Source organism: Corynebacterium sp., assembly GCF_030826625.1.
Taxonomy (GTDB): domain Bacteria; phylum Actinomycetota; class Actinomycetes; order Mycobacteriales; family Mycobacteriaceae; genus Corynebacterium.
On the sequence record NZ_JAPJNQ010000019.1, the window covers coordinates 1 to 19,393 of the forward strand.

Consider the following 19,393-nt stretch of genomic DNA (forward strand, 5'->3'; position numbering starts at 1 on the left):
GTGTAACCGTCGGTACTCACTGATGTGCCTACCGCGGTTACACGCTGCGCCAAAGCCTGGATGCGAAAAACATCCTGATCAATACGGATACCACTCTGCTGGGGAACTCCGCGGCCATCACTCGACACATCTTGGCCAGCCCGCAAGCCTTTGCGGAAGTCACCGAGGAACTGACCAAGCGCATCGGTGAAGAAACTTCTGCCACCCAACACGAGTGGTTCGAGGCTGCCCACCGCAACCACCTGGCCTTCGCCGACGTCGGCAAGCAAGAAAACTGGCCAGAAACCGCCGCAGGCACCGCGCACATGGAAGCCATCATGGAAGCCATCCAGCAACAGGCCCCGAAAGATGCACTGTATACCTTTGGTGCCGGAAACCACTGCCTGTGGGCGCAGCGCTACCTGCACACGGAAACCTACCCTTCGCAGCTCAGCGTGCGTAACGGCTCGATGGGCTATTCCATTCCGTCTGCCGTAGCAGCTTCGCTGCAGTTCCCCGAGCGCACCGTCATCACCATTGCTGGCGACGGCGAATACCTGATGAACGGCCAAGAGCTTGCCACCGCGGTGCAGGCAGGCGGGGCGTTTATGGCCGTGGTGATGAGCAACGCGGAATTCGGCACCATCCGCACCCACCAGCTCAACCACTACCCCAAGCGGGTATCCGGCACGCAGCTGAACAACCCAGATTTCGCTGCCGCCGCCGTTGCCTTCGGTGCGCACGGCGAAACAGTCACCGCTGACCAGGACGCCGCCGGGGCTGTCGAACGCGCCCTGGCTGCGGTGCGTGAAGGAAAACCGGCAGTGATTAACGTTATTACTGACCAAGCACTGTCCATCCCAACCATTCGCCAAAACACCGACGAATAACGCCGGGAACACACCGCCGCCGGCAACAACAGCGTGCCGCCCCGGCCGCCAGCACCCAGCTCACACAAGAAAGCAACCGCTATGAGCACAAACAACCACAGCGCCACCAGTGGCGCCAGCCCAGCAACTAGCACCGCAAAACAACAGGCGAAGAAAAACGCCGAGCCAGCCGGATCCACCTCATCGTGGGTGATCACGCTGTTCGGTACCGCCGTCGGCGCAGGCATCCTATTTTTGCCGATTAACGCCGGATCCTTCGGCTTCATCCCGTTGCTGTTCGCCACGATCATCGCGTTCCCACTGGTCTACTATTCCCACCGCACCTACGCGCGCATCGTCTCTGCAGCACCAGAAAAAGACCACGGCAAAGACGTTCTGGAACTGTGCACGCAATACCTCGGCCGCGGCGGCGGGGTCATCATCGCGATCTTGTACTGGATCGCCGTATTTTCCACCGTGCTCATTTACGGTGTCTCGATCACCAATGCCGTCGATAGTTTCATCGTCAACCAACTGGGTGGGCCTTCAATCAACCGCTGGATCTTGGCGACGCTGTGTGTTGGTTTAATGACAGCCGGGTTCGCCTTCGGCCGCAAACCAATGCTGTGGCTGGCGCAGATCCTGGTCTACCCACTGATCCTGTTCCTGGCGATTACCTCGATCTACCTGATTCCGCGCTGGGATATCTCCAGCTTTCTGGAATTCGACTATGACGGCGGCGGCTTCCTCTCCGTCGTCAAGGGTGTTTTGCTGATCCTGCCGGTGATGGTGTTCTCGTTCTCGCACATGGCAGCGCTTTCGCAGCTATCCGTCGACATGCAGCCGGCGCATGGCAAGAACACGGAAAAGCGCGTGTCCAAGATTGAGTTCTACACCGCGATCCTGCTGGTCGTATTCACCATGGTCTTCGTGTGGTCGTGCGTGCTGGCACTCGGCGCCGACGGTATGCGCGAGGCGCACGAGCAAAACATTCCGGTGCTGTCCTACTTCGCAAACGTCACCGGCACCCCGATCATGGCCGCAATCGCGCCGATGGTGGTGGTGTGCGCGATCGTGTCCTCGTACTTCGGCCACCTGCTGGGTAGTGAGGAAGGCACCGAGTACCTGTTCAAAACCGTCGCACCCAAAACCGCCGAACGTATCCCGCGCCGCAACCTGCTGATCGGCATCTACGTCTTCGCGTTCGCCGCCACCACCCTGGTCGCCGTGTTCAACCCGTCGATCGTGACCTTGGCGTCGCTGGTCGCTGGTGTTTTCGTGGTCTTTTTGGTCTACCTGCTGCCGGTCTACATGTTCCGCAACCTGGACGTGTACAAGCACGTCCGCAAAGACAAAGCCAACTACTTCGTATTGATCCTGGGCCTGATCATCATGGCCATCACCATCTGGGATCTGTTCTAATACTTGACGTTCAGGTTGCACCTGTAACCTCAATCCCGCATCACCCCCATCAACCAGGGCCCTGCTAACCCCCACCCGCATTCTCAGGAGGTCAGATTCATGCTGCGCAAAGATCTTAGCGAATTTCCTTATTACCGCCCCGGCAAAAGCGCCGAGGGTATGGTCAAGCTCTCATCCAATGAGGCCGACTACGCCCCGCCATCATTCGTGCAAGATGCCATCCACGCGGCCGTGCAGTATGGCAACCGCTATGGCGAATTCGGCTGCCCGGAACTTACCGCAGCACTCGCAGACTACCTAGGGGTTGGGGAGGATAATCTCTGCGTCGGCCCTGGTGCCTCCTCCATCGTGCAGCGTGCGGTGCGCATTACCTGCAACACCGGCGACGAGGTGGTTTTCCCGTGGCGCAGCTTCGAGGCCTACCCACTGTATGTGCGCATGGCGGGTGCCGTTCCGGTGACAGTTCCGCTTGCCGACGACTACAGCATCGATCTGCGCGCCTGCACCGAGGCCATCACGGACAAGACCAAACTGGTGATCCTGTGCAACCCGAATAACCCGACCGGTACGACGTTTAGCCGCGCCGAGTTCCGCGAGTTCATGGATATGGTGCCGGATGACCTCGTGGTGCTGATCGACGAGGCGTACTGGGAATTCAACGATGATCCCGACCGCCCGGATGCGGTACAGGAAATCCAGGACTACCCAAACCTGATTGGTGCACGCACCTTCTCTAAGGCCTTCGGCTTGGCAGGCTTGCGCGTCGGCTACGGCTTTGCCCAGCCAGAATTGGCGAAAGCACTGAACCTGGTGGCTTTGCCGCTGACGGTGACCGAAATGGCGGAGCAAGCAGCAATCGCTGCCCTGGCCAACCGCGATGCATTTACCCCGCGTGTAGAAGAGTCCAAGCGCCAGCGTGATCGCATCGCCCGTGCCGTCGGTGCCGCACCGTCGCAAGGCAACTTTGTGTGGCTACCGCGCGCGGACGCCGAGGATGTGGAAAAGCGCATTTTCGATGAAGGTGTGATCATCCGCCGTTACGGCGACGAAGGCGTGCGGATTTCCGTGACCAGTGAAAAAGAAGCCGACGCCTTCCTGAATGCATGGGAACGCGCAGGAATTAGTAAGGAAAGCTAGTGATGACGAACTCGGGTTTTTCTGGCCTCACCTTTTCTGGCCACGACTTTTCCGATGAAGCGTTCCTGCAGGATTTCGACACCATGTCCTCGCACGGGGCAACCGCAGACGGTGGTGTAGACCGCGAGGCGTGCACCCAGGCGGACCAGGAAAACCGCCAGTGGATGTCCCACGTGTTCGAGCGCACCACGGGCAACCCGGTCCAATTCGATGCCATCGCGAATCAGTTTTCCACCATCGAGTTCGTGCCCGGAGCGCCTTACGTGTTGCTGGGCTCGCACCTGGATTCGCAGCCGATGGCGGGGCGTTTCGACGGCGCTTATGGTGTGCTCGCAGGCGCTTATGCTGCCGGCCGGGTGCGGGCAGCGGTAGAAGCCGGTGAGATCACCCCGAAGTTCAACCTGGCAGTGGTCAACTGGTTTAACGAGGAAGGCTCGCGTTTTGCCCCCAGCATGATGGGCAGTTCGGTGGCGATCAACAAGATGGGCTTGGATGAGGCGTTGGAGTCCACCGATTTTTATGGCACCACCGTGCGCGAGGCTTTCGACGAGACCGGCTACCCTGGCGATGCCCATTTGCCAGAGATTGCCTCATACGCAGAGATCCACAACGAGCAGGGCAAGAACCTGGAGCAGGCCGGAGCACAGATCGGGTTGGTGACCGCGACGTGGGGCGCTCGGAAATTCCGGGTCGTCGTCCGTGGCGAGCAGGGCCACACCGGTTCGACGCTGATGGAAGATCGCCACGACGCGTTGTTTGGCGCCTCGATTGTGATTGCGCAGGCACGACGCATCGTCGACAAGTTTCCAGGCCAGCCGTTGCAAATCTCTGTTTCGCAGATGGAGGTCAAGCCGAATTCGCCGGTGACCATCGCACGCGAGGTCATTTTCAACGTCGATATCCGCTGCCCACACGCGGAAATTCTGGATCAGGCCGAGCAGCACCTAGAGACGGTGATTGCCGAGGCTGCCGACGAGGCACGCGTGAAGATCGATCGCACCTTGACGCACAGCTGGAATCAGAACGACTATTCACCGGCTGGCTGCGAACTCGCCCGCGAGGTTGCCGAAGAGCTGGGCTATTCGCACCGCGAGGTGATGACGGTCGCCGGGCACGATTCCACGAATATGAAAGACGAAGTGCCCACCGTGATGCTGTTTGTGCCGAGCGTCGACGGCATTTCGCACAACGAGGCCGAGTTAACTCTTGACGACGACTGCCTGGCCGGTTTGGACGTGTTTACTGGTGTGGTTCGGCGCTTGGTGGCTGGCGCGCTGCACGAATAACGGCCTGGACGGGTACGAGCTAAAACAATGTGGCATCCCCGGGCTGCGCCTTCGCGGTGGTAGCCCGGGGTTTGTGCTGTGCGCCTACGTCACGTGGAACGTCCGCAATGCGCACCTGCTGGCTCAGACTTTCTGAAGCCGCGAGTGCTTCCGCCAGCAATTCCTCGTCGCCGTGCAGGTTAGGATCGAGCCAGTCGTCGTGTAGTTCTTCCGGCAACAGTAGTGGCATGCGCGGGTGCACAGTGGAGGCTTCGGCGACAGCATCACGGGTGACCAGCGCATAGCTGAGAAGATCGCCCTCCGGCTGGTGAGAAGCAGCCACGATCGTCGCAATAGCAAAGCCTTGTGTGCCTGGTAATTCGAAGCGCTGGCCTTTTTCTATGTACCAATGTGCCGGGGCCAAGCCGCGGTGCTGGGCAAACGGTTTCTTCCATACGCGCGATTGCAGAAGTTTATCGTCGCGGGCGTTGAATGCGCTGAATTGGGCTGGCTCATTGCCTAAATGCAACCACCACCACGCAAGGTCTAGCTGGCGCTTGGCTTCCGGGGCGGTGTCATCAGAGGTGGTGTCATCAGAGGCCGTGCTCACCTTGGCGGTGATCAGGGGGTTTAGGTTGCGGGCTTTACGCCCAGTAATTTTCGCGGTGCCGACACGCTGGTCCATCCATTGCTCCAGGAGTTGCTGGCTTTCTGGTTGGAACAGCGGCTCGTAGTTCGGCAGTTCCATGGTCGGCTCGAGCCCGTACGTTGCACACATGGCCGCTAGCCTACCGGGGTCTGCTAGTCGAGAATCACGCCCTTTCGTAGGATGATGTTCCCGTATTGAGCGGTTTCTCCGGTAACGACCGTCAAATAAGAATCTTGCGCGCGCTCATAAAAGCTAAACCGCTCCAAGAATTCTGGTCTCGCGTTTGGATCATGTTCACGGATGAGCTTGTCGTAGGTATCCCACACCGGCGCGTCAGAATCACCCACTACCGGTGCCATCAGCGAATATTGTTTATCCTCGTATTGGTCGAGTTTGAACAGTGGCATGATCGCCGCAAGCAAAGCAGGGATGCCGATACCATCCATCCGGATAGTGCGTGCTCCATCACCGAATCGCGGGTAGTGGGCGTCGGCAAGCGTAATTTCGTCACCGTGTCCCATTGCGGATAATGCTGCCAGTAGTTCTGGAGTGAGCAAGGGTGAGATTCCGCGCAACATCGTTTACTTCTTCCCCATCGCTGGAGTCTCATCTATGTCGTCAGATTTTTGGTGCTTGATGGCATACAAACCAAAAGCACCGATGACAACGAAGCAGAGCAAGACGAAAGTGAAACCAATCTGTGGGTTGGTGGCGTCCTGAATCGCACCTTGGATCATCGGCGCGATCGCACCACCAATAATCGCCATGACCAGGCCAGAAGATGCGAACTTGGTATCGCGACCGACACCTGTCAACGAGATTCCGTAGATGGTTGGGAACAGCAACGAGATGCAAGCAGAAAGAGCGACGATACACAGCGCACCGAGAACATTGCCGGAAAGGATACCGATAATGGTGAAAACAACACCCAGCCCGCACATGATGGTCAACAGGTAACGGCCTTCGATTTTGCCCATCAGCCACACCATGACAAACCTGGCAACCAGGAAGAACACCAGCGAGATCTGCAGCCACCAGCCGGCAGTTTCTAGGTCAGCATCCAAGGTGTATTGAATATAGAACGGAATGAATGTCCAGATACAAGTCTGTGCTGCGACGTTGAAAAACTGTGCTACCACACCGAAACGGTAGGTTCCGTTGTTCCACAAACGACCGATGACGCCTTTGGGAACGTCGCTGAAGTCTGTTTCTTCCATCGCTTTGTTCTTCGGAACTTTCACGAAGAAGATGGACAGCGCCAGTGCAACGTAGAGTACTCCCAAGATGATGTATGGAATCATCACCTTTTCCAGTTCCTGGGAGGTTTGCTCCAGCAGCTGGTCTTCGGTTAATCCTGATTTGTCGACGGATTCACGAATATGAGGTGCTACCAACAGAGTGGCCATCAGCACACCGATATTGGCGCCAATCGGGTTGAATGCCTGCGCAAAGTTCAAACGCCGGGTTGCGTTTTTCTCCGGGCCAAGCGACATGACGTATGGGTTCGCGGAGGTTTCCACGATCGACAAACCGCCAGCAAGGATGAACAGTGCGGCGAGGAAAACACCGTAAGTCATGATCTGTGATGCCGGGAAGAACATGAAGGCACCGAGTGCAGCCATGCTCATGCCCAGAACGACGCCGCCTTTGAAACCAAGCTTGGTATTGATGATGGCGGCTGGAATTGCGAGCAAGAAATATGCTCCGAAATAGGCGAACTGCACCAGCGCGGACTGGAACGCGTTCATATCAAAAACTGAGCTGAAGACGTTGACCATTGGCGCTGTCAGATCAGTCGAAATTCCCCACGCCGCGAAACATGCAACGATCAGGATGAAGGGCAGCAGCAAACCGGGGTAAATGAACCCACTAGATTCTGCTTTCTTTCCTGCAGTAGTTTTTGGTGCTCTGGTAGATTCTGTTCCCGTGTTTTCTGTTGGGTTCAGATTTGCTTTCTCATTCATATCGCTTCCTTAGGATTGTGCAGACAGTGCTGCCTTAATGTGAGAAACATGGCGCTTATGCACCTGGGTTGTACAGGTATTTTTCTGTGCTCGACAGCGTCATTTCGCAGCTGTTTCCCGGCAACAGAGGCGGCATGTAATTGCCGTTTTTGATCACCACCGGGTCGACGAAATGCTCGTGCTGGTTATCGACGTATTCGATCAAACGGTTGTCCAAGGTGCATGACACCGACAAGTAATCGAACATCGCAAAATGTTGTACAGCCTCGCATAATCCGACGCCACCGGCGTGTGGAATAACGGGTTTATTGAACTTATGTGCCAGCAAGTATTCAATGATGAGTTCTTGTGGTCCGGCGACCCGAGTGGCATCTACCTGCATGATTCCAAAAGCATTCGCCTGCAAGAATTGCTTATACAGGATGCGCGACTGCATTTGTTCGCCGGTCGCAATCGGTATTGGATCAACTGCCCGTGCAATTGCTGCGTGCCCAAGCACGTCGTCGGGGCTAGTAGGTTCTTCCACAAACGCCAGATCGAACTCATGGAATTGCTTAATCCACTCAATCGCTTGTGGGACATCCCAGACTTGGTTCGCATCGACCGCCAAGCGCACATCGGGGCCAATCGCTTCCCTGGCAAGTGCCAGACGACGCAAATCGTCGTCAAGGTTTTGCCCGACCTTGAGTTTGATCAGCTGGAAACCCTTATCTTGGCTTTCTGTTTTGGCCAAACGAACCATCTTGTCGTCGGAATAACCCAACCATCCCGCCGCCGTGGAATAACCCGGGTAGCCGTGCGCGAGAAGATTATCAATACGCTCTTGCTGGCCGCGTTTTCCATCTTTCAGGAAGTCAATAGCTTCTTCTGGGGCTAAGGCATCCGTGAGATACCGGAAGTCCAGTGTCGCCACCAGGTCGGCTGGCTCCATTTCTGCTAACAGCCTCCAGAGCGGAACGCCTGCGCGTTTAGCCTTGAGATCCCAGAATGCGTTCAATACCGCACCAATGGCCATGTGTTCGACGCCCTTTTCCGGGCCGAGCCACCGCAATTGGGAATCATGCACCAGCTCATCCCACGCGCGTTTCATGTTGTCGAGGTACGGTTCGATTTCTTGGCCGATGAACCGTTGACTGAGGGATTCAATCGCTTTACAGGCAACATCATTGCCGCGCCCGATAGTGAAAACAAAACCGATACCGGTATTCCCGTCGTCAGCGTCCGTAGAGATTTCTACATACGCCGAGGAATAATCCGGGTCCGGGTTCATCGCATCAGAGCCGGAGAGTGACTGTGATGTCGGAAACCTAAAATCATAGGTTTTAATTTGCGTGATTCTGGACAATTGCGCCCTCCTTGCCGGATGGTGCTGCCGTACCCATAATCATGGAGTCCCATAATCGTGGAGTTTCATATGGCAGAACCGAGTTCCTAAGTTGTTTAGTTAGGAATGTAGTTCAAGTCACGAACACGCGCAAGGGGTTATGCAAATTACGTCGCAAATTACGCTAAGAATTACGCACATCTATCCACACACAAGGCCGTGCGACAATAGGTACTAGCCAGCCGGTCAGGCAAAGACTTCTCCCATAGACTTTTCACCTCATGCCATCCCCGATCCGCAAGGAGCACCCAGATAATGACCACGTCAAATGCTCGTCTCACAGCTGCCGACAAGACCTTAATTGTGCTGCAGGCAGCCATTGAACATGAGCGTTTTTCAGACATTGTCACCGCCACCGGCTTCGCGAAAGCTACAGTGCACCGAATCTTGCAAACCCTGCTTGACTACGAATTTGTCTACCTTGCTAGCGACGGAACCTACGCACCCGGCGTCACTTCACTTCGACTCGCCAGCCGAGCATTTAACTCCATCGACATTTCCGAAGTTGCAAACCCAGTTCTGACACAGCTTGCCGAGGAAACGGGCTACACCGTGCACGTCGGCGCACTCAACGTCAATGAAGCAATTTATGTTGCCAAACGCCAAGGGCCCACCCCGTATGAGATTCCCTCCACAATCGGCAAACGGCTTCCGCTGCACTCCACCGCAATCGGAAAATGCCTGCTAGCAGACATGGATAAATCCCAGTTAGAAAGCGTCGTCAAGCAAGCGGGCCTAGCTCCCCTAACCCCAAACACCATCACCACCCCAGAAGATCTCGATCAAGAAATTGCCGTGGTGCGCACCCGCGGTTACAGCTTCGATGATGAAGAAAATGTTCCAGGCATCCGCTGCATCGGTACACCAATCTTCGACCATTCCGGGAAAGCCACATATGGCATCTCTCTGACTTCGCTAGCCATGGAAAAGACGTTAAAGCAGATAGAACGCTTTGCCCCTTTAGTGACAGAAGCCGCTGCTGAAATCTCACACAATCTAGGTGCACACACCACAAAATACTCAAGCTAGCTCACATAAATTCGAATTACGGGTTCCATCTCACATTTTCTTGCGGTAGTATGAGACAAACAATGAAACAGGGTTTCACACCATAGAACCGAAGGATGGTGCGCAATGGACCTTCACCTCGACGAAAAAGTATTCGTCGTCACTGGCGGCATGGGCGGCATTGGCAAGGCAATCGTGTTTGCACTCGCTCGCGAGGGTGCAATTCCAGTAATTCTTGACCGCACTCCCCTGAGCGCGGACTACAAGACGGAAATCGAGAAATTGACGGCGAACTACGCTGCCTACGAAATCGATCTGAATGACACTGATGATATCGCCGGCATCATCGATGCTGCCTACCAGCGCTATGGACGTATCGATGGAATCGTGAATAATGCAGGCGCCAATGACAACAAATCCTTAGAAGAGACTTCCTGGCGCGAGTTTGAACAATCACTGCACAGCAATCTCACCCACTATTACGAGACCGTCCACGCGGCCCAAAAATACTTGCAAGATTCTGCTGGAGCGATCCTCAACATCGGTTCGAAAACCGCGCTTACTGGCCAGGGAAAAACCTCAGCCTATGCGGCCGCCAAGGGAGCCATCCTGGGACTTACCCGTGAATGGGCAGCGGCATTGGCGCCCCATGGGGTACGCGTTAACGCACTCGTGGTCGCAGAAGCCTGGACTCCCTTGTACGAGAAATGGATCAAAACCTTTGGTGACGAGGAAGCGCAACAAAAACGTCTCCAACTCATTACCGATGAGATTCCATTACACAACCGCATGACCACGGTCGAAGAGCTTGCTGATACCGCGGTATTTTTGCTGTCGGATCGTTCTTCGCACACGACCGGGCAATGGATCCATCCCGACGGCGGCTATGTGCACTTGGACCGGGCGCTGTAAAAAACGCACTGTAAAAACGCACTGTAAAAACACAGCCTAGTGAAACTAGCGAATTCGTAGGAAACGGCTTCGCAGGAAACGGCACAGTACATGACTAACCTGAAAATTTTCGATTCCCATATTCACGTATGGAATCTCGAAACCCAACGGCTCGACTGGCTCCACGGCGTGGATTCCCGATTGCACAGGTCTTTCAGCTTCGCTGACCTCAAGCAGGTCTATGCAGATTTAACTGAGCAAGGCCTGGTAGACGTCGAACTCACTGGCGCCTTGCACATCGAAGCAGATGTCGCTGACCCCGCCGACGAGGATGCTCGCATCAAAGCCATACTCTCGGATGAACCGTTATTAAAAGGGTTCGTTACGCACTCACGCCTGCAGAAAGACATGCATGTTACCCCAGATGCTGTCGGAGTACGGGAAGTATTGCATAACGACGACATCCCCCGCGGGCGCTGCTTAGAAAGCAGTTTCACCGCGGGTTGCAGGAACTTATCTAGCCAATCAAAGGTCTTTGATCTCTGCATACGCACCCCGGAATTAGCGGATTTTCATGCAGCGTATGAAAACTGTGCGGATGTCCGCGTTGTCATAGACCATTGCGGCAATGCCCAAAGACTCGACTACGAGTTTGCCGCCAACATGAGAGCTCTAGCTGAATACCCCAACGTGTACTGCAAACTCTCAGGGCTAAGTTACGACTCCACAACAGATGCCTACCAGCTATTGGAGTTTCTCGGAAAGATTTTTGGCCCCCAAAGGCTTATGTTTGCGTCGAACTGGCCTGTCATCGGTCTCTATAGCGATCTGTATACGCACATTTCGGCGCTACGCAAAGTATTCGGCGACGACCCCCGTGTGTTTTCCGATACCGCCGGTTACGTCTACAACTTACCTCGATAATTTGGAAGGAAACTAAATGTTTACAGGAGTGTACTGCCCGTCGATTACTCCGCTGCGAAGCGACGGCAGCATCGATTTTCCCGCCTGGGAGGCTCATCTCGAGCGCCTTATTTCTGGCGGTATTTCCGGTGTCTTGATCTTCGGCAGCATCGGTGAATTTTATGCGTTAAGCATGGAACAGAAGAAACAGGCAATCGAATTTGTTGGTCGTATTGCCAAAGGACGCATGCAATTTCTCATTGGTTCAGGCAGCACCAGAATTGCGGAAGCAAAAGAGCTCAACGCATACGGCTACGAACATGGCGCGGATGCAGCGGTTGTCGTCAGCCCATATTATTTCGGTCCCAGCGATGCATTGGCGACGAAGTATTTTACCGAGTTGGCCGAGGCTTCCGAGCTGCCCATCATGCTCTATAACTTCCCGGCCCGCACCGGTAATGATTTATCGCCAAAGCTGATCAGCACGATTGCTGCTGCACACCCGAATATCGTCGGGGTGAAAGATACGGTGGATTCCGCCGCCCACACCAGACGCGTAATCAGAGATGCCCCAGATGATTTTTCTGTGCTTTCTGGTTTTGATGAATACTATTTGCCGAACCGCATCGCTGGTGGTCAGGGTGTTCTGTGTGGGCTCACCAATGTCGTCCCCGAGATTTTCGGTGCTATGCACCGTGCGTATGAGTCCGGCGATGTCACGGCTGCAGCAGAATACGCGGGAAAGATTGCTGCTTTGATGTCTGTCTACGAGGTAGGTGATCACTTCATTCACACCATTAAGCATGCTGTGCGCTATGCCAGCGGAGCTGATTTCAGCACCGCCACGCATGAGCCATATATCGAGCTAACAACAGCACAGCAAGAAGAAATTGCTCGACTCATTGACGCTGCTCGCAGCTAATTGCTGCTGCACACGGCTAACCTAGTAATTACACCAACCAAGGAGTTTTCATGTCCAACTACCAGAACTACATCAACAACGAATTCGTCGAGCCAGCCGAATTCCACGACGTGCTCAACCCTTCAACCGGCGAGGTCATCGCGCAAGCCCCAGCATCCGATGCCGCCGCAGTGGATCAAGCAGTCCAGGCTGCAAAGGCTGCCCAGGCGGACTGGGCGAAGCTGCCCGCCGTCGAACGTGCAGGATACCTGACCAAAATTGCAGCAGAACTACGCAACCACGTGGACCGTTTCGCTGACTACCTGGTGCGCGAACAAGGTAAAGCCCGCGGCTTGGCCACAGTCGAGGTCAACTTCACCGCCGACTACCTGGACTACATGGCTGGTTTCGCCCGCCGCATCGAAGGCGAAGTTATCCCTTCCGATCGCCCAAACGAATCCATTTTCCTGACCTACCAGCCCATCGGCGTCGTCGGTGGCATCTTGCCGTGGAACTTCCCGTTCTTCCTCATCGTACGCAAAATGGCTCCGGCCCTGGTCACCGGCAACACCATCGTCATCAAGCCTTCGGATGAAACCCCGATCAACGCTTTCGAGTTCGCCAAACTGGTCGACGGCATCGGCCTGCCCAAGGGCGTGTTCAACATGGTCGGCGGCCGCGGCTCCGTGGTTGGCGATGCGCTGACCCGCCACAAGGACGTCGACATGATCTCGATGACGGGTTCGGTGGCTACTGGTAAGAAGATCATGGCTGCGGCTGCGGAGAACCTCACTCGCGTCAACCTGGAGCTGGGCGGTAAGGCACCAGCGATCGTGCTTGCCGACGCCGACCTGGACCTGGCAGCCACCGCCATCTGGAATTCGCGCGTGATCAACACCGGCCAGGTCTGTAACTGCGCGGAAGTCGTGCTGGTGGAAGAAGCCGTGCATGATGAGCTCGTCGCCAAGCTGAAGGAGAAATTCGAATCCACCCGCTATGGCGATACCTCCACCGAAGACGAGCTGGACATGGGCCCACTGATCAACCACGCTGGACTGAAAAACGTTGGTGACATGGTGCAAGCCGCCGTCGACGCCGGCGCCCAGGTGGTGTGTGGCGGTGCGGCTGCCGAGGACAAAGGCAAAGGCTTCTTCTACCAGCCGACGCTGCTCGATGGCGTCGAAAAGGGTGCCCCGATCACCCGTGAAGAGGTTTTCGGCCCAGTTCTGCCGGTGGTTAAGGTCAAGGATTTGGATGAGGCCATCGAGTTTGCCAACAGCTCGGACTACGGCCTGACCTCGTCGGTCTACACCGAAAACGTGCACAAAGCTCACAAAGCTGCTCGCGAGCTGCTCTACGGCGAGACCTACATCAACCGCGAAAATTTCGAGGCGATGCAGGGCTTCCACGCTGGCCGACGCAACTCCGGTATCGGCGGTGCCGACGGCAAGCACGGCATCATGGAATACGTCGAAACTCACGTGACCTACATCGAATCCAAGATGTAATTCCTAGGGTTTTGGCAGCAGACTTTTTGCTAACGTTATGGTCATGAAAAAGATTATTCCGCTGTGCATTGCTGCTGCCCTGACCTTGAGCGCGTGCTCTTCTGCCGACGAGGCCGCTGATTCTGTCAAAGACGCGGCTTCGGAAGCTTCAAGCACCGCATCCTCGGTTGCTTCGGGTGATGAGAAAACCACCAACAAGGATGGCGATTCCCGCATTGTGGATACCGAGCTCGGCGAGGTGGAAGTGCCTGCCGACGTGAAATCCGTCGTGGTACTCACCGGAAGCCGGGACCTCGATATTGCGCTCTCGTTAGAGCTGCCGGTCACCGGTTACCCGAAGGCACCAGAAGCGTTTGATCTGGATTCGCCGTTAGCCGAAGAGATCAAGCAAGCCGACGAAGATGGCGCAGAAACGCTGTACACCGCCGGTGATGAAGAAGTAGACATCGACGCTATTAAAAAGGCTGATCCGGACTTGATCATCGGTGCAGTCCAGGATGTCACCCCTATCCATGACGAGCTCAAAGAGATCGCCCCAGTTCTGCCAATCGGTGATTTTTCCACGGCTACCTGGGAAGATGATCTGATGTTGGTTGCATCTGCCACCGGCACTGAAGAAAAGGGTGGCAGCCTGATTGCCGATTATGAGAAACGCGTCGGCAAGCTGTCGGGCAAGTATGCCGATACACTGGCCGATCACAAGTTCGCCCCCGTCAGCTATGACGGCGAGGAATTCGTCATCAATGGCACGCGTTTGCTTTCGCAGGTGTTGCAGGATCTCGGCGCGGAACCATCCGAGGCTTTCAATGAGGCCTTAGAGGGTGTGACCGGCAAGTATGACATCGATGAGATCGCAAAGACTCTTGACGACGTTGATGCGCTGGTAGCACTAGTCAACGAGAAATCCGTCTGGCAGTCGCTGCAGTCGAATGCGCAGTTCGGCGCAATCCCTGCGGTACAGAACGAGACCGTGGTGCGCGCTGATGAGCAAACCCACGAAGGTGCCTACTACTCCGCGATGCACGCGGTGGATATCATCGAAGAACTGCTCGAGATGCTGGATGCGCAGAGCAAATAAGCCCAACTGCTGCGCTCGGCCCGGCTGCATGAGCTGGGCTCGGCTGCATGAGCCCAGCTACTGAAAATCCCGCGAACGCACCGCAAGCAACTCACTGATTTCTAGCGGTTCCAGCCGGTCAGCCACCACCGTGGCTGCCCCGCTCGCATTTTGCACTATCCCGCGCACCACCAAAGCTTTGGCGGTGCGCGCTAGTCTTTTCTGCCTCTTCCACAACCCCGGCGAAATCATCACGTTGATCAACCCGGTTTCGTCTTCCATTCCCAAAAACGTCGCCCCGCTCGCGGTGTTCGGGCGTTGCCGGTGGGTAATCATGCCTGCCACACGGATGCGTTTACCATCCGTAACCCGCAACAAATCCGCAGCACGCAGCACCTGTTGGCCTGCCAACGCATGCCGCAGCAACTCCATCGGCTGGGTATCTGGGGTTACTCCGGTGGTGGCAAGATCTGCCACCAGCATTTCAAAACCACTCATGCCGGGAAGTGCCGGAGCCGTAATCGCAGAAAGCCCCGGCAGCATACCCGGCTGTTCGGTAGCAGCCACACCGGCCACCCATTGTGCTTGCCGACGATCCAGCCCTAGTATTTCCAATGCCCCAGCGCGCGCAAGGGCTTCAATTTCGTTCACGGATGCCCCGGTTCGGCGCACCAGATCTGCAACCGAAGAATGCCGGTGCAACTGATCTTGAGCTGTAACAATGGCAGTAGCGGTTTTCGTCGACAAGCCTTTGACTGAACCAAGCCCCAAACGAATGGCACCTTCAGTCACGCTAGCTTCAACTTGCGAATTCAACACCGAAACCGGCAAGATTTTCACCCCGTGGCGCCGAGCATCCTGAATCAGAGACTGCGGAGAATAAAAACCCATCGGCTGGGCGCGCAGCAGCCCGACGCAGAACTCCGCTGGGTAGTAGCACTTGAACCAGGCGGAGAAAAACACCAGTGAGGCAAAAGACTGCGAATGCGATTCCGGAAACCCATAAGCGGCAAACGCGACGATCTTTGACCACAGCTTATAGGCTATTTCTGTCTCGATCTGGTTGGTTTCCCAACATCCGCGCAAAAAGCGTTCTTGCAGCGCAGCCATGCGCTCAGGTGAGCGCTTCGATCCCATCGCCCGGCGAAGATCATCGGCTTCTGCCCCACTAAAGCCAGCCGCGTCGACGGCAATGTGCATCAATTGTTCCTGAAATAAGGGGATGCCCAGGGTTTTCGCCAAAGCTTTTTCCAGCACAGGGTGGTCATAGGTGACCTTTTCCAGACCATCCCGCCGCCGCAAGTACGGGTGCACGGAACCTCCTTGGATCGGCCCAGGGCGAATCAGGGCGACTTCCACCACTAAATCGAAAAAACAGCGAGGCTTTAGCCGCGGCAAGGTGTTCAACTGCGCACGTGATTCCACCTGAAATACGCCCACGGCATCAGCCCGGCACAGCATGTCATAAACATTCTGGTCTGCCAGGTCGATTTCCCAAAGATTCACGGTATGCCCGTGTTGTTCCTGCACCAGGTCAATCATGTGGTGCAAAGCTTCCAGCATGCCCAGCCCCAGCAAGTCGAATTTCACCAAACCTGCGCCCGCGCAGCTGTCTTTATCCCATTGCACGACGCTGCGGCCTTCCATCGCCGCCCACTGCGTGGGCACCACGTCGGTGACTGGCCGGTCGCACAAAACCATACCCCCGGAATGAATCCCCAAATGGCGTGGTTGTCCTAGGAATTGCTCAGAAAGACCCACCACATTATCCGGAGGCTCTGTTTTGCCTTGCGCCCAGTTATCGGCAGCACCTTGGGGGAACCCCAGCGCACGAGCAGCATCACGAACCGCGCCTTTCCGGCGGTAGGTAATCACATTAGCCACCTGCGCAGCACGGTCACGCCCGTAAGTGGCATAGACGTATTGGATGACTTCTTCCCTGCGAGTGGATTCAATATCAAGGTCGATATCCGGTGGACCATCGCGGTCTGCCGACAAGAAGCGTTCGAATAGCAGCTGTGCACTGATTGGTTCCGCGTTGGTGATCCCCAGGCTAAAACACACCACAGAATTAGCTGCCGATCCCCTGCCCTGGGCCAAGATATTCTGTTTCACACAGAAATCGACGATATCCATCACGATCAAAAAATAGCCAGGAAACCCCAGTTTCTCGATAACCCTGAGCTCATGCGCAATCTGGTTTTTAGCTTTCTGATAAATCTGTTCCGGATACGCCTGGTAGCGTTGCCGGGCCCGCTCAAAGGTCAGCTGCCTTAGCCAGCTCATTTCAGTTTCTCCGTCAGGCACAGCAAAATGCGGTAAGCGCGGAGCCACGATATCCCAACTAAAAGCACATTCTGCAGCGATATCGACGGTTTCTTGCAGCAGCTGTTCCCGCCCCGGAGCTAAACGCAGCATGCCTCGGCCATCACGCAACCACTGTGCCCCCATCGGGTGAGTGTGCCAACTGGCTGTGTCCAGTGATTCGCGCTGCGCCAACGCGGCTTTGGCACTAGCTAGACGAGTTTCTTTACGGGTAGCAGCATGTGGGCTAGCGCTGATGATGGCACGAAGGCACGGCCTTCTCTGCGTAGTTTCCCCGTTGGTTCGACGTACTTCCAGACCTTGTGCGGCAGCTACTTGCATCGAATTCTCAGATTCTGGAGTTTTCACCGCCACAGCAGCGGAATCTAGAGCAGCAAAGTGATCAGCATCTTCCGGCAATAACTTAGATTCATAGTGCAGAACCAAGCTGTCTATTCCGAAGCATTCGATCAAGGTATCGAGCATGCTGAGCCAAGAATAGTCCACGAGAATATAGCATTGCCCGGCCAATTGCTTCGCCAAAGATTCCAAGCTTGGATACCGCGGGCGCCGATCATCACTAGCCATATGCGCAGCCGCCATCACCCGAGACAACAACCGGTAGCCTTCCGGGGTGCGCGCCAGCACGGTAAGACTGCCATGGTCCAGGCTCAACCGGGCACCAAACACCGTCGGCAAGCCCATTTTAGCTGCGGCTTCAGCAAAGACGATGGAACCATAAAAGCCGTCGTGATCGCAGATTCCCAACGCGGTCAGCCCCAATTGACAGGCACGTTCCACCAGGGCTTCTGGATCCGAAGCCCCCGCAAGGAAACTATAGGAGCTCACCGCAGTTAATTCCGCAAAGGCGGGGCCGTCGGCAAGCTTATATCCTGCAGAATCTTGCGAGGTAGAGACAATATCAGCATTTGCGGGCAGCGATACGGGGGTAGGCACCGGCCGCCCGGATAAGATCCTTTCCAAACGAGACCATGACAGCCCCGCACCACCGTTGAAATTCATGAGTGCAACCCTACACAGAAACCCGAACATATGCGTATATATTTTCGAACAAAGCAAAATCCAGACGCCCCATAACAGCGGCATTTGAACAAAAATGTAGACAAAGCTGTACAGTGTCTGCTAGATTCCACGTCATTGCATCCGCATACACCAAGGGCCAAACACTGAGGGCCAAAACTGCATGCTGGAAACTCCCATGAAAGGACCCCACAAGCTATGAAGATCCGTCGCATTATTGCAGGCAGCACCGCTGCACTGACCGCAGCCACCCTGGTTGCCTGCTCCAGCGATGACTCCGCCAATTCCGCTAACGGTGAAGGCGGATACTCCAAAGACGACACCATCGTTATCGGCACCACCGATGCTTCGATGCCATCGTGGGCAGTATTCGAAGAAGTCGCGGAAGAGCACGGCTTCAACATCGATCTGCGCAACTTCGCGGAATACTCCACCCCCAACCCTGCGCTAACCCAGGGCGAACTGGATACCAACAAATTCCAGCACCTGATGTACTTGGCGCAGCACAACATTGGCTCCGGCGATGACCTGGCGCCACTGGTTTCCACAGAGATCTACCCATTGGGCCTGTACTGGAAGGACGCCGAAAAGCTCGACGTCAAGGAGATCGAAGGCGAAGAAATCGCCATCCCGAACGACACCGTGAACCAGGGCCGCGCACTGTTGCTGCTGCAAGAAGCTGGCTTGATCAAGCTGACCGGCGATTCCAAGTACACCCCAACCCCGGCTGATATCGACAAAGACGCTTCCAAGGTCACCGTCACCCCAATCGACGCTGCCCAGACCGCACGTCTGTACGGCGAAGGCCGCCCTGCTGTGATCAACAACTCCTTCCTGGAGAAGGCCAACATTGATCCAAAGGAAGCCATCTTCGAAGATGATCCAAATGGTGAAGGCGCCGAGCCATACATCAACCTATGGGCCGTGCGTGCCGACGACGTCGACGACGCTGTACTGAACGAACTGGCAGAACTGTGGCACGACGAACGCGTCGCAGAAGCTGTACGCGAAGAATCCGGCGGCACCGCCGTGCAAATCAAGCGTTCACGCGCAGAACTGCAAGAGATCCTGGACAAGCTGGAAGAGGAACTACAGCAAGGCTAATTCGGAG

16 protein-coding genes are annotated in these 19,393 nt (G+C 55.7%); 11 read left to right on the forward strand and 5 right to left on the reverse strand.

Annotated features, from left to right (window positions below; translation table 11 throughout):
• Positions 1 to 131 precede the first annotated feature (131 nt).
• The 4 genes from RCH87_RS03870 to RCH87_RS03885 all read left to right on the forward strand — a co-directional run bounded on the left by RCH87_RS03870 (position 132) and on the right by RCH87_RS03885 (position 4,693).
• Positions 132 to 869, forward strand: a complete 738-nt coding sequence (locus RCH87_RS03870; protein WP_306515430.1) for a thiamine pyrophosphate-dependent enzyme — start codon at positions 132 to 134, stop codon at positions 867 to 869.
• 81 nt (positions 870 to 950) lie between these two features.
• Positions 951 to 2,270 (forward strand): aromatic amino acid transport family protein, encoded by a 1,320-nt coding sequence (locus RCH87_RS03875; protein WP_306515431.1) that lies wholly within the window; start codon positions 951 to 953, stop codon positions 2,268 to 2,270.
• A 99-nt stretch (positions 2,271 to 2,369) separates the two neighbouring features.
• Positions 2,370 to 3,407, forward strand: a complete 1,038-nt coding sequence (gene hisC / locus RCH87_RS03880) for a histidinol-phosphate transaminase (protein WP_306515432.1) — start codon at positions 2,370 to 2,372, stop codon at positions 3,405 to 3,407.
• Positions 3,408 to 3,409: 2 nt separating this feature from the next.
• A complete protein-coding gene (locus RCH87_RS03885; RefSeq protein WP_306515453.1) occupies positions 3,410 to 4,693 on the forward strand; it encodes a M20 family metallo-hydrolase in 1,284 nt (427 codons plus the stop codon).
• Positions 4,694 to 4,712: 19 nt separating this feature from the next.
• Here RCH87_RS03885 and RCH87_RS03890 read toward each other — a convergent pair whose 3' ends face one another.
• The 4 genes from RCH87_RS03890 to RCH87_RS03905 are packed head-to-tail and all read right to left on the reverse strand — an operon-like array spanning position 4,713 to position 8,555.
• Positions 4,713 to 5,450: an SOS response-associated peptidase family protein gene (locus RCH87_RS03890; RefSeq protein WP_306515433.1), complete on the reverse strand. Its 738-nt coding sequence runs from the start codon at positions 5,448 to 5,450 to the stop codon at positions 4,713 to 4,715.
• Between the two features lie 23 nt (positions 5,451 to 5,473).
• Positions 5,474 to 5,899, reverse strand: coding sequence for an RbsD/FucU family protein (locus tag RCH87_RS03895; protein ID WP_306515434.1), 426 nt, complete (start codon positions 5,897 to 5,899; stop codon positions 5,474 to 5,476).
• Positions 5,900 to 5,902: 3 nt separating this feature from the next.
• Positions 5,903 to 7,285, reverse strand: coding sequence for an L-fucose:H+ symporter permease (gene fucP, locus RCH87_RS03900; protein WP_306515435.1), 1,383 nt, complete (start codon positions 7,283 to 7,285; stop codon positions 5,903 to 5,905).
• Between the two features lie 55 nt (positions 7,286 to 7,340).
• Positions 7,341 to 8,555 (reverse strand): enolase C-terminal domain-like protein, encoded by a 1,215-nt coding sequence (locus RCH87_RS03905; protein WP_373690911.1) that lies wholly within the window; start codon positions 8,553 to 8,555, stop codon positions 7,341 to 7,343.
• Positions 8,556 to 8,924: 369 nt separating this feature from the next.
• On the opposite strand from RCH87_RS03905, the gene RCH87_RS03910 reads away from it, so the two are divergent.
• The 6 genes from RCH87_RS03910 (at position 8,925) to RCH87_RS03935 (ending at position 14,958) form a co-directional block, all read left to right on the forward strand.
• Positions 8,925 to 9,698 (forward strand): IclR family transcriptional regulator, encoded by a 774-nt coding sequence (locus RCH87_RS03910; protein WP_306515437.1) that lies wholly within the window; start codon positions 8,925 to 8,927, stop codon positions 9,696 to 9,698.
• 105 nt (positions 9,699 to 9,803) lie between these two features.
• A complete protein-coding gene (locus tag RCH87_RS03915) occupies positions 9,804 to 10,589 on the forward strand; it encodes an SDR family oxidoreductase (RefSeq protein WP_306515438.1) in 786 nt (261 codons plus the stop codon).
• A 90-nt stretch (positions 10,590 to 10,679) separates the two neighbouring features.
• On the forward strand, positions 10,680 to 11,492 hold the full coding sequence (locus tag RCH87_RS03920) for an amidohydrolase (RefSeq protein ID WP_306515439.1): 813 nt from the start codon (positions 10,680 to 10,682) through the stop codon (positions 11,490 to 11,492).
• A 16-nt stretch (positions 11,493 to 11,508) separates the two neighbouring features.
• Positions 11,509 to 12,393 carry a dihydrodipicolinate synthase family protein gene (locus RCH87_RS03925; RefSeq protein ID WP_306515440.1) on the forward strand — a complete coding sequence of 295 codons (885 nt, stop codon included), beginning with the start codon at positions 11,509 to 11,511 and terminating at the stop codon, positions 12,391 to 12,393.
• A 50-nt stretch (positions 12,394 to 12,443) separates the two neighbouring features.
• Positions 12,444 to 13,880 (forward strand): aldehyde dehydrogenase, encoded by a 1,437-nt coding sequence (gene aldA, locus RCH87_RS03930; protein WP_306515441.1) that lies wholly within the window; start codon positions 12,444 to 12,446, stop codon positions 13,878 to 13,880.
• Between the two features lie 43 nt (positions 13,881 to 13,923).
• Positions 13,924 to 14,958 carry an ABC transporter substrate-binding protein gene (locus RCH87_RS03935; protein ID WP_306515442.1) on the forward strand — a complete coding sequence of 345 codons (1,035 nt, stop codon included), beginning with the start codon at positions 13,924 to 13,926 and terminating at the stop codon, positions 14,956 to 14,958.
• Between the two features lie 57 nt (positions 14,959 to 15,015).
• Here the strand turns inward: RCH87_RS03935 and RCH87_RS03940 are convergent, their stop codons facing one another.
• A complete protein-coding gene (locus RCH87_RS03940) occupies positions 15,016 to 18,264 on the reverse strand; it encodes an error-prone DNA polymerase (RefSeq protein ID WP_306515443.1) in 3,249 nt (1,082 codons plus the stop codon).
• A 216-nt stretch (positions 18,265 to 18,480) separates the two neighbouring features.
• Here RCH87_RS03940 and RCH87_RS03945 point away from each other — a divergent pair, with 216 nt between their 5' ends.
• The gene (locus RCH87_RS03945) at positions 18,481 to 19,386 is read left to right on the forward strand and encodes a MetQ/NlpA family ABC transporter substrate-binding protein (RefSeq protein ID WP_306515444.1); all 906 of its coding nucleotides are present in this window, start codon (positions 18,481 to 18,483) and stop codon (positions 19,384 to 19,386) included.
• Positions 19,387 to 19,393: the final 7 nt, after the last annotated feature.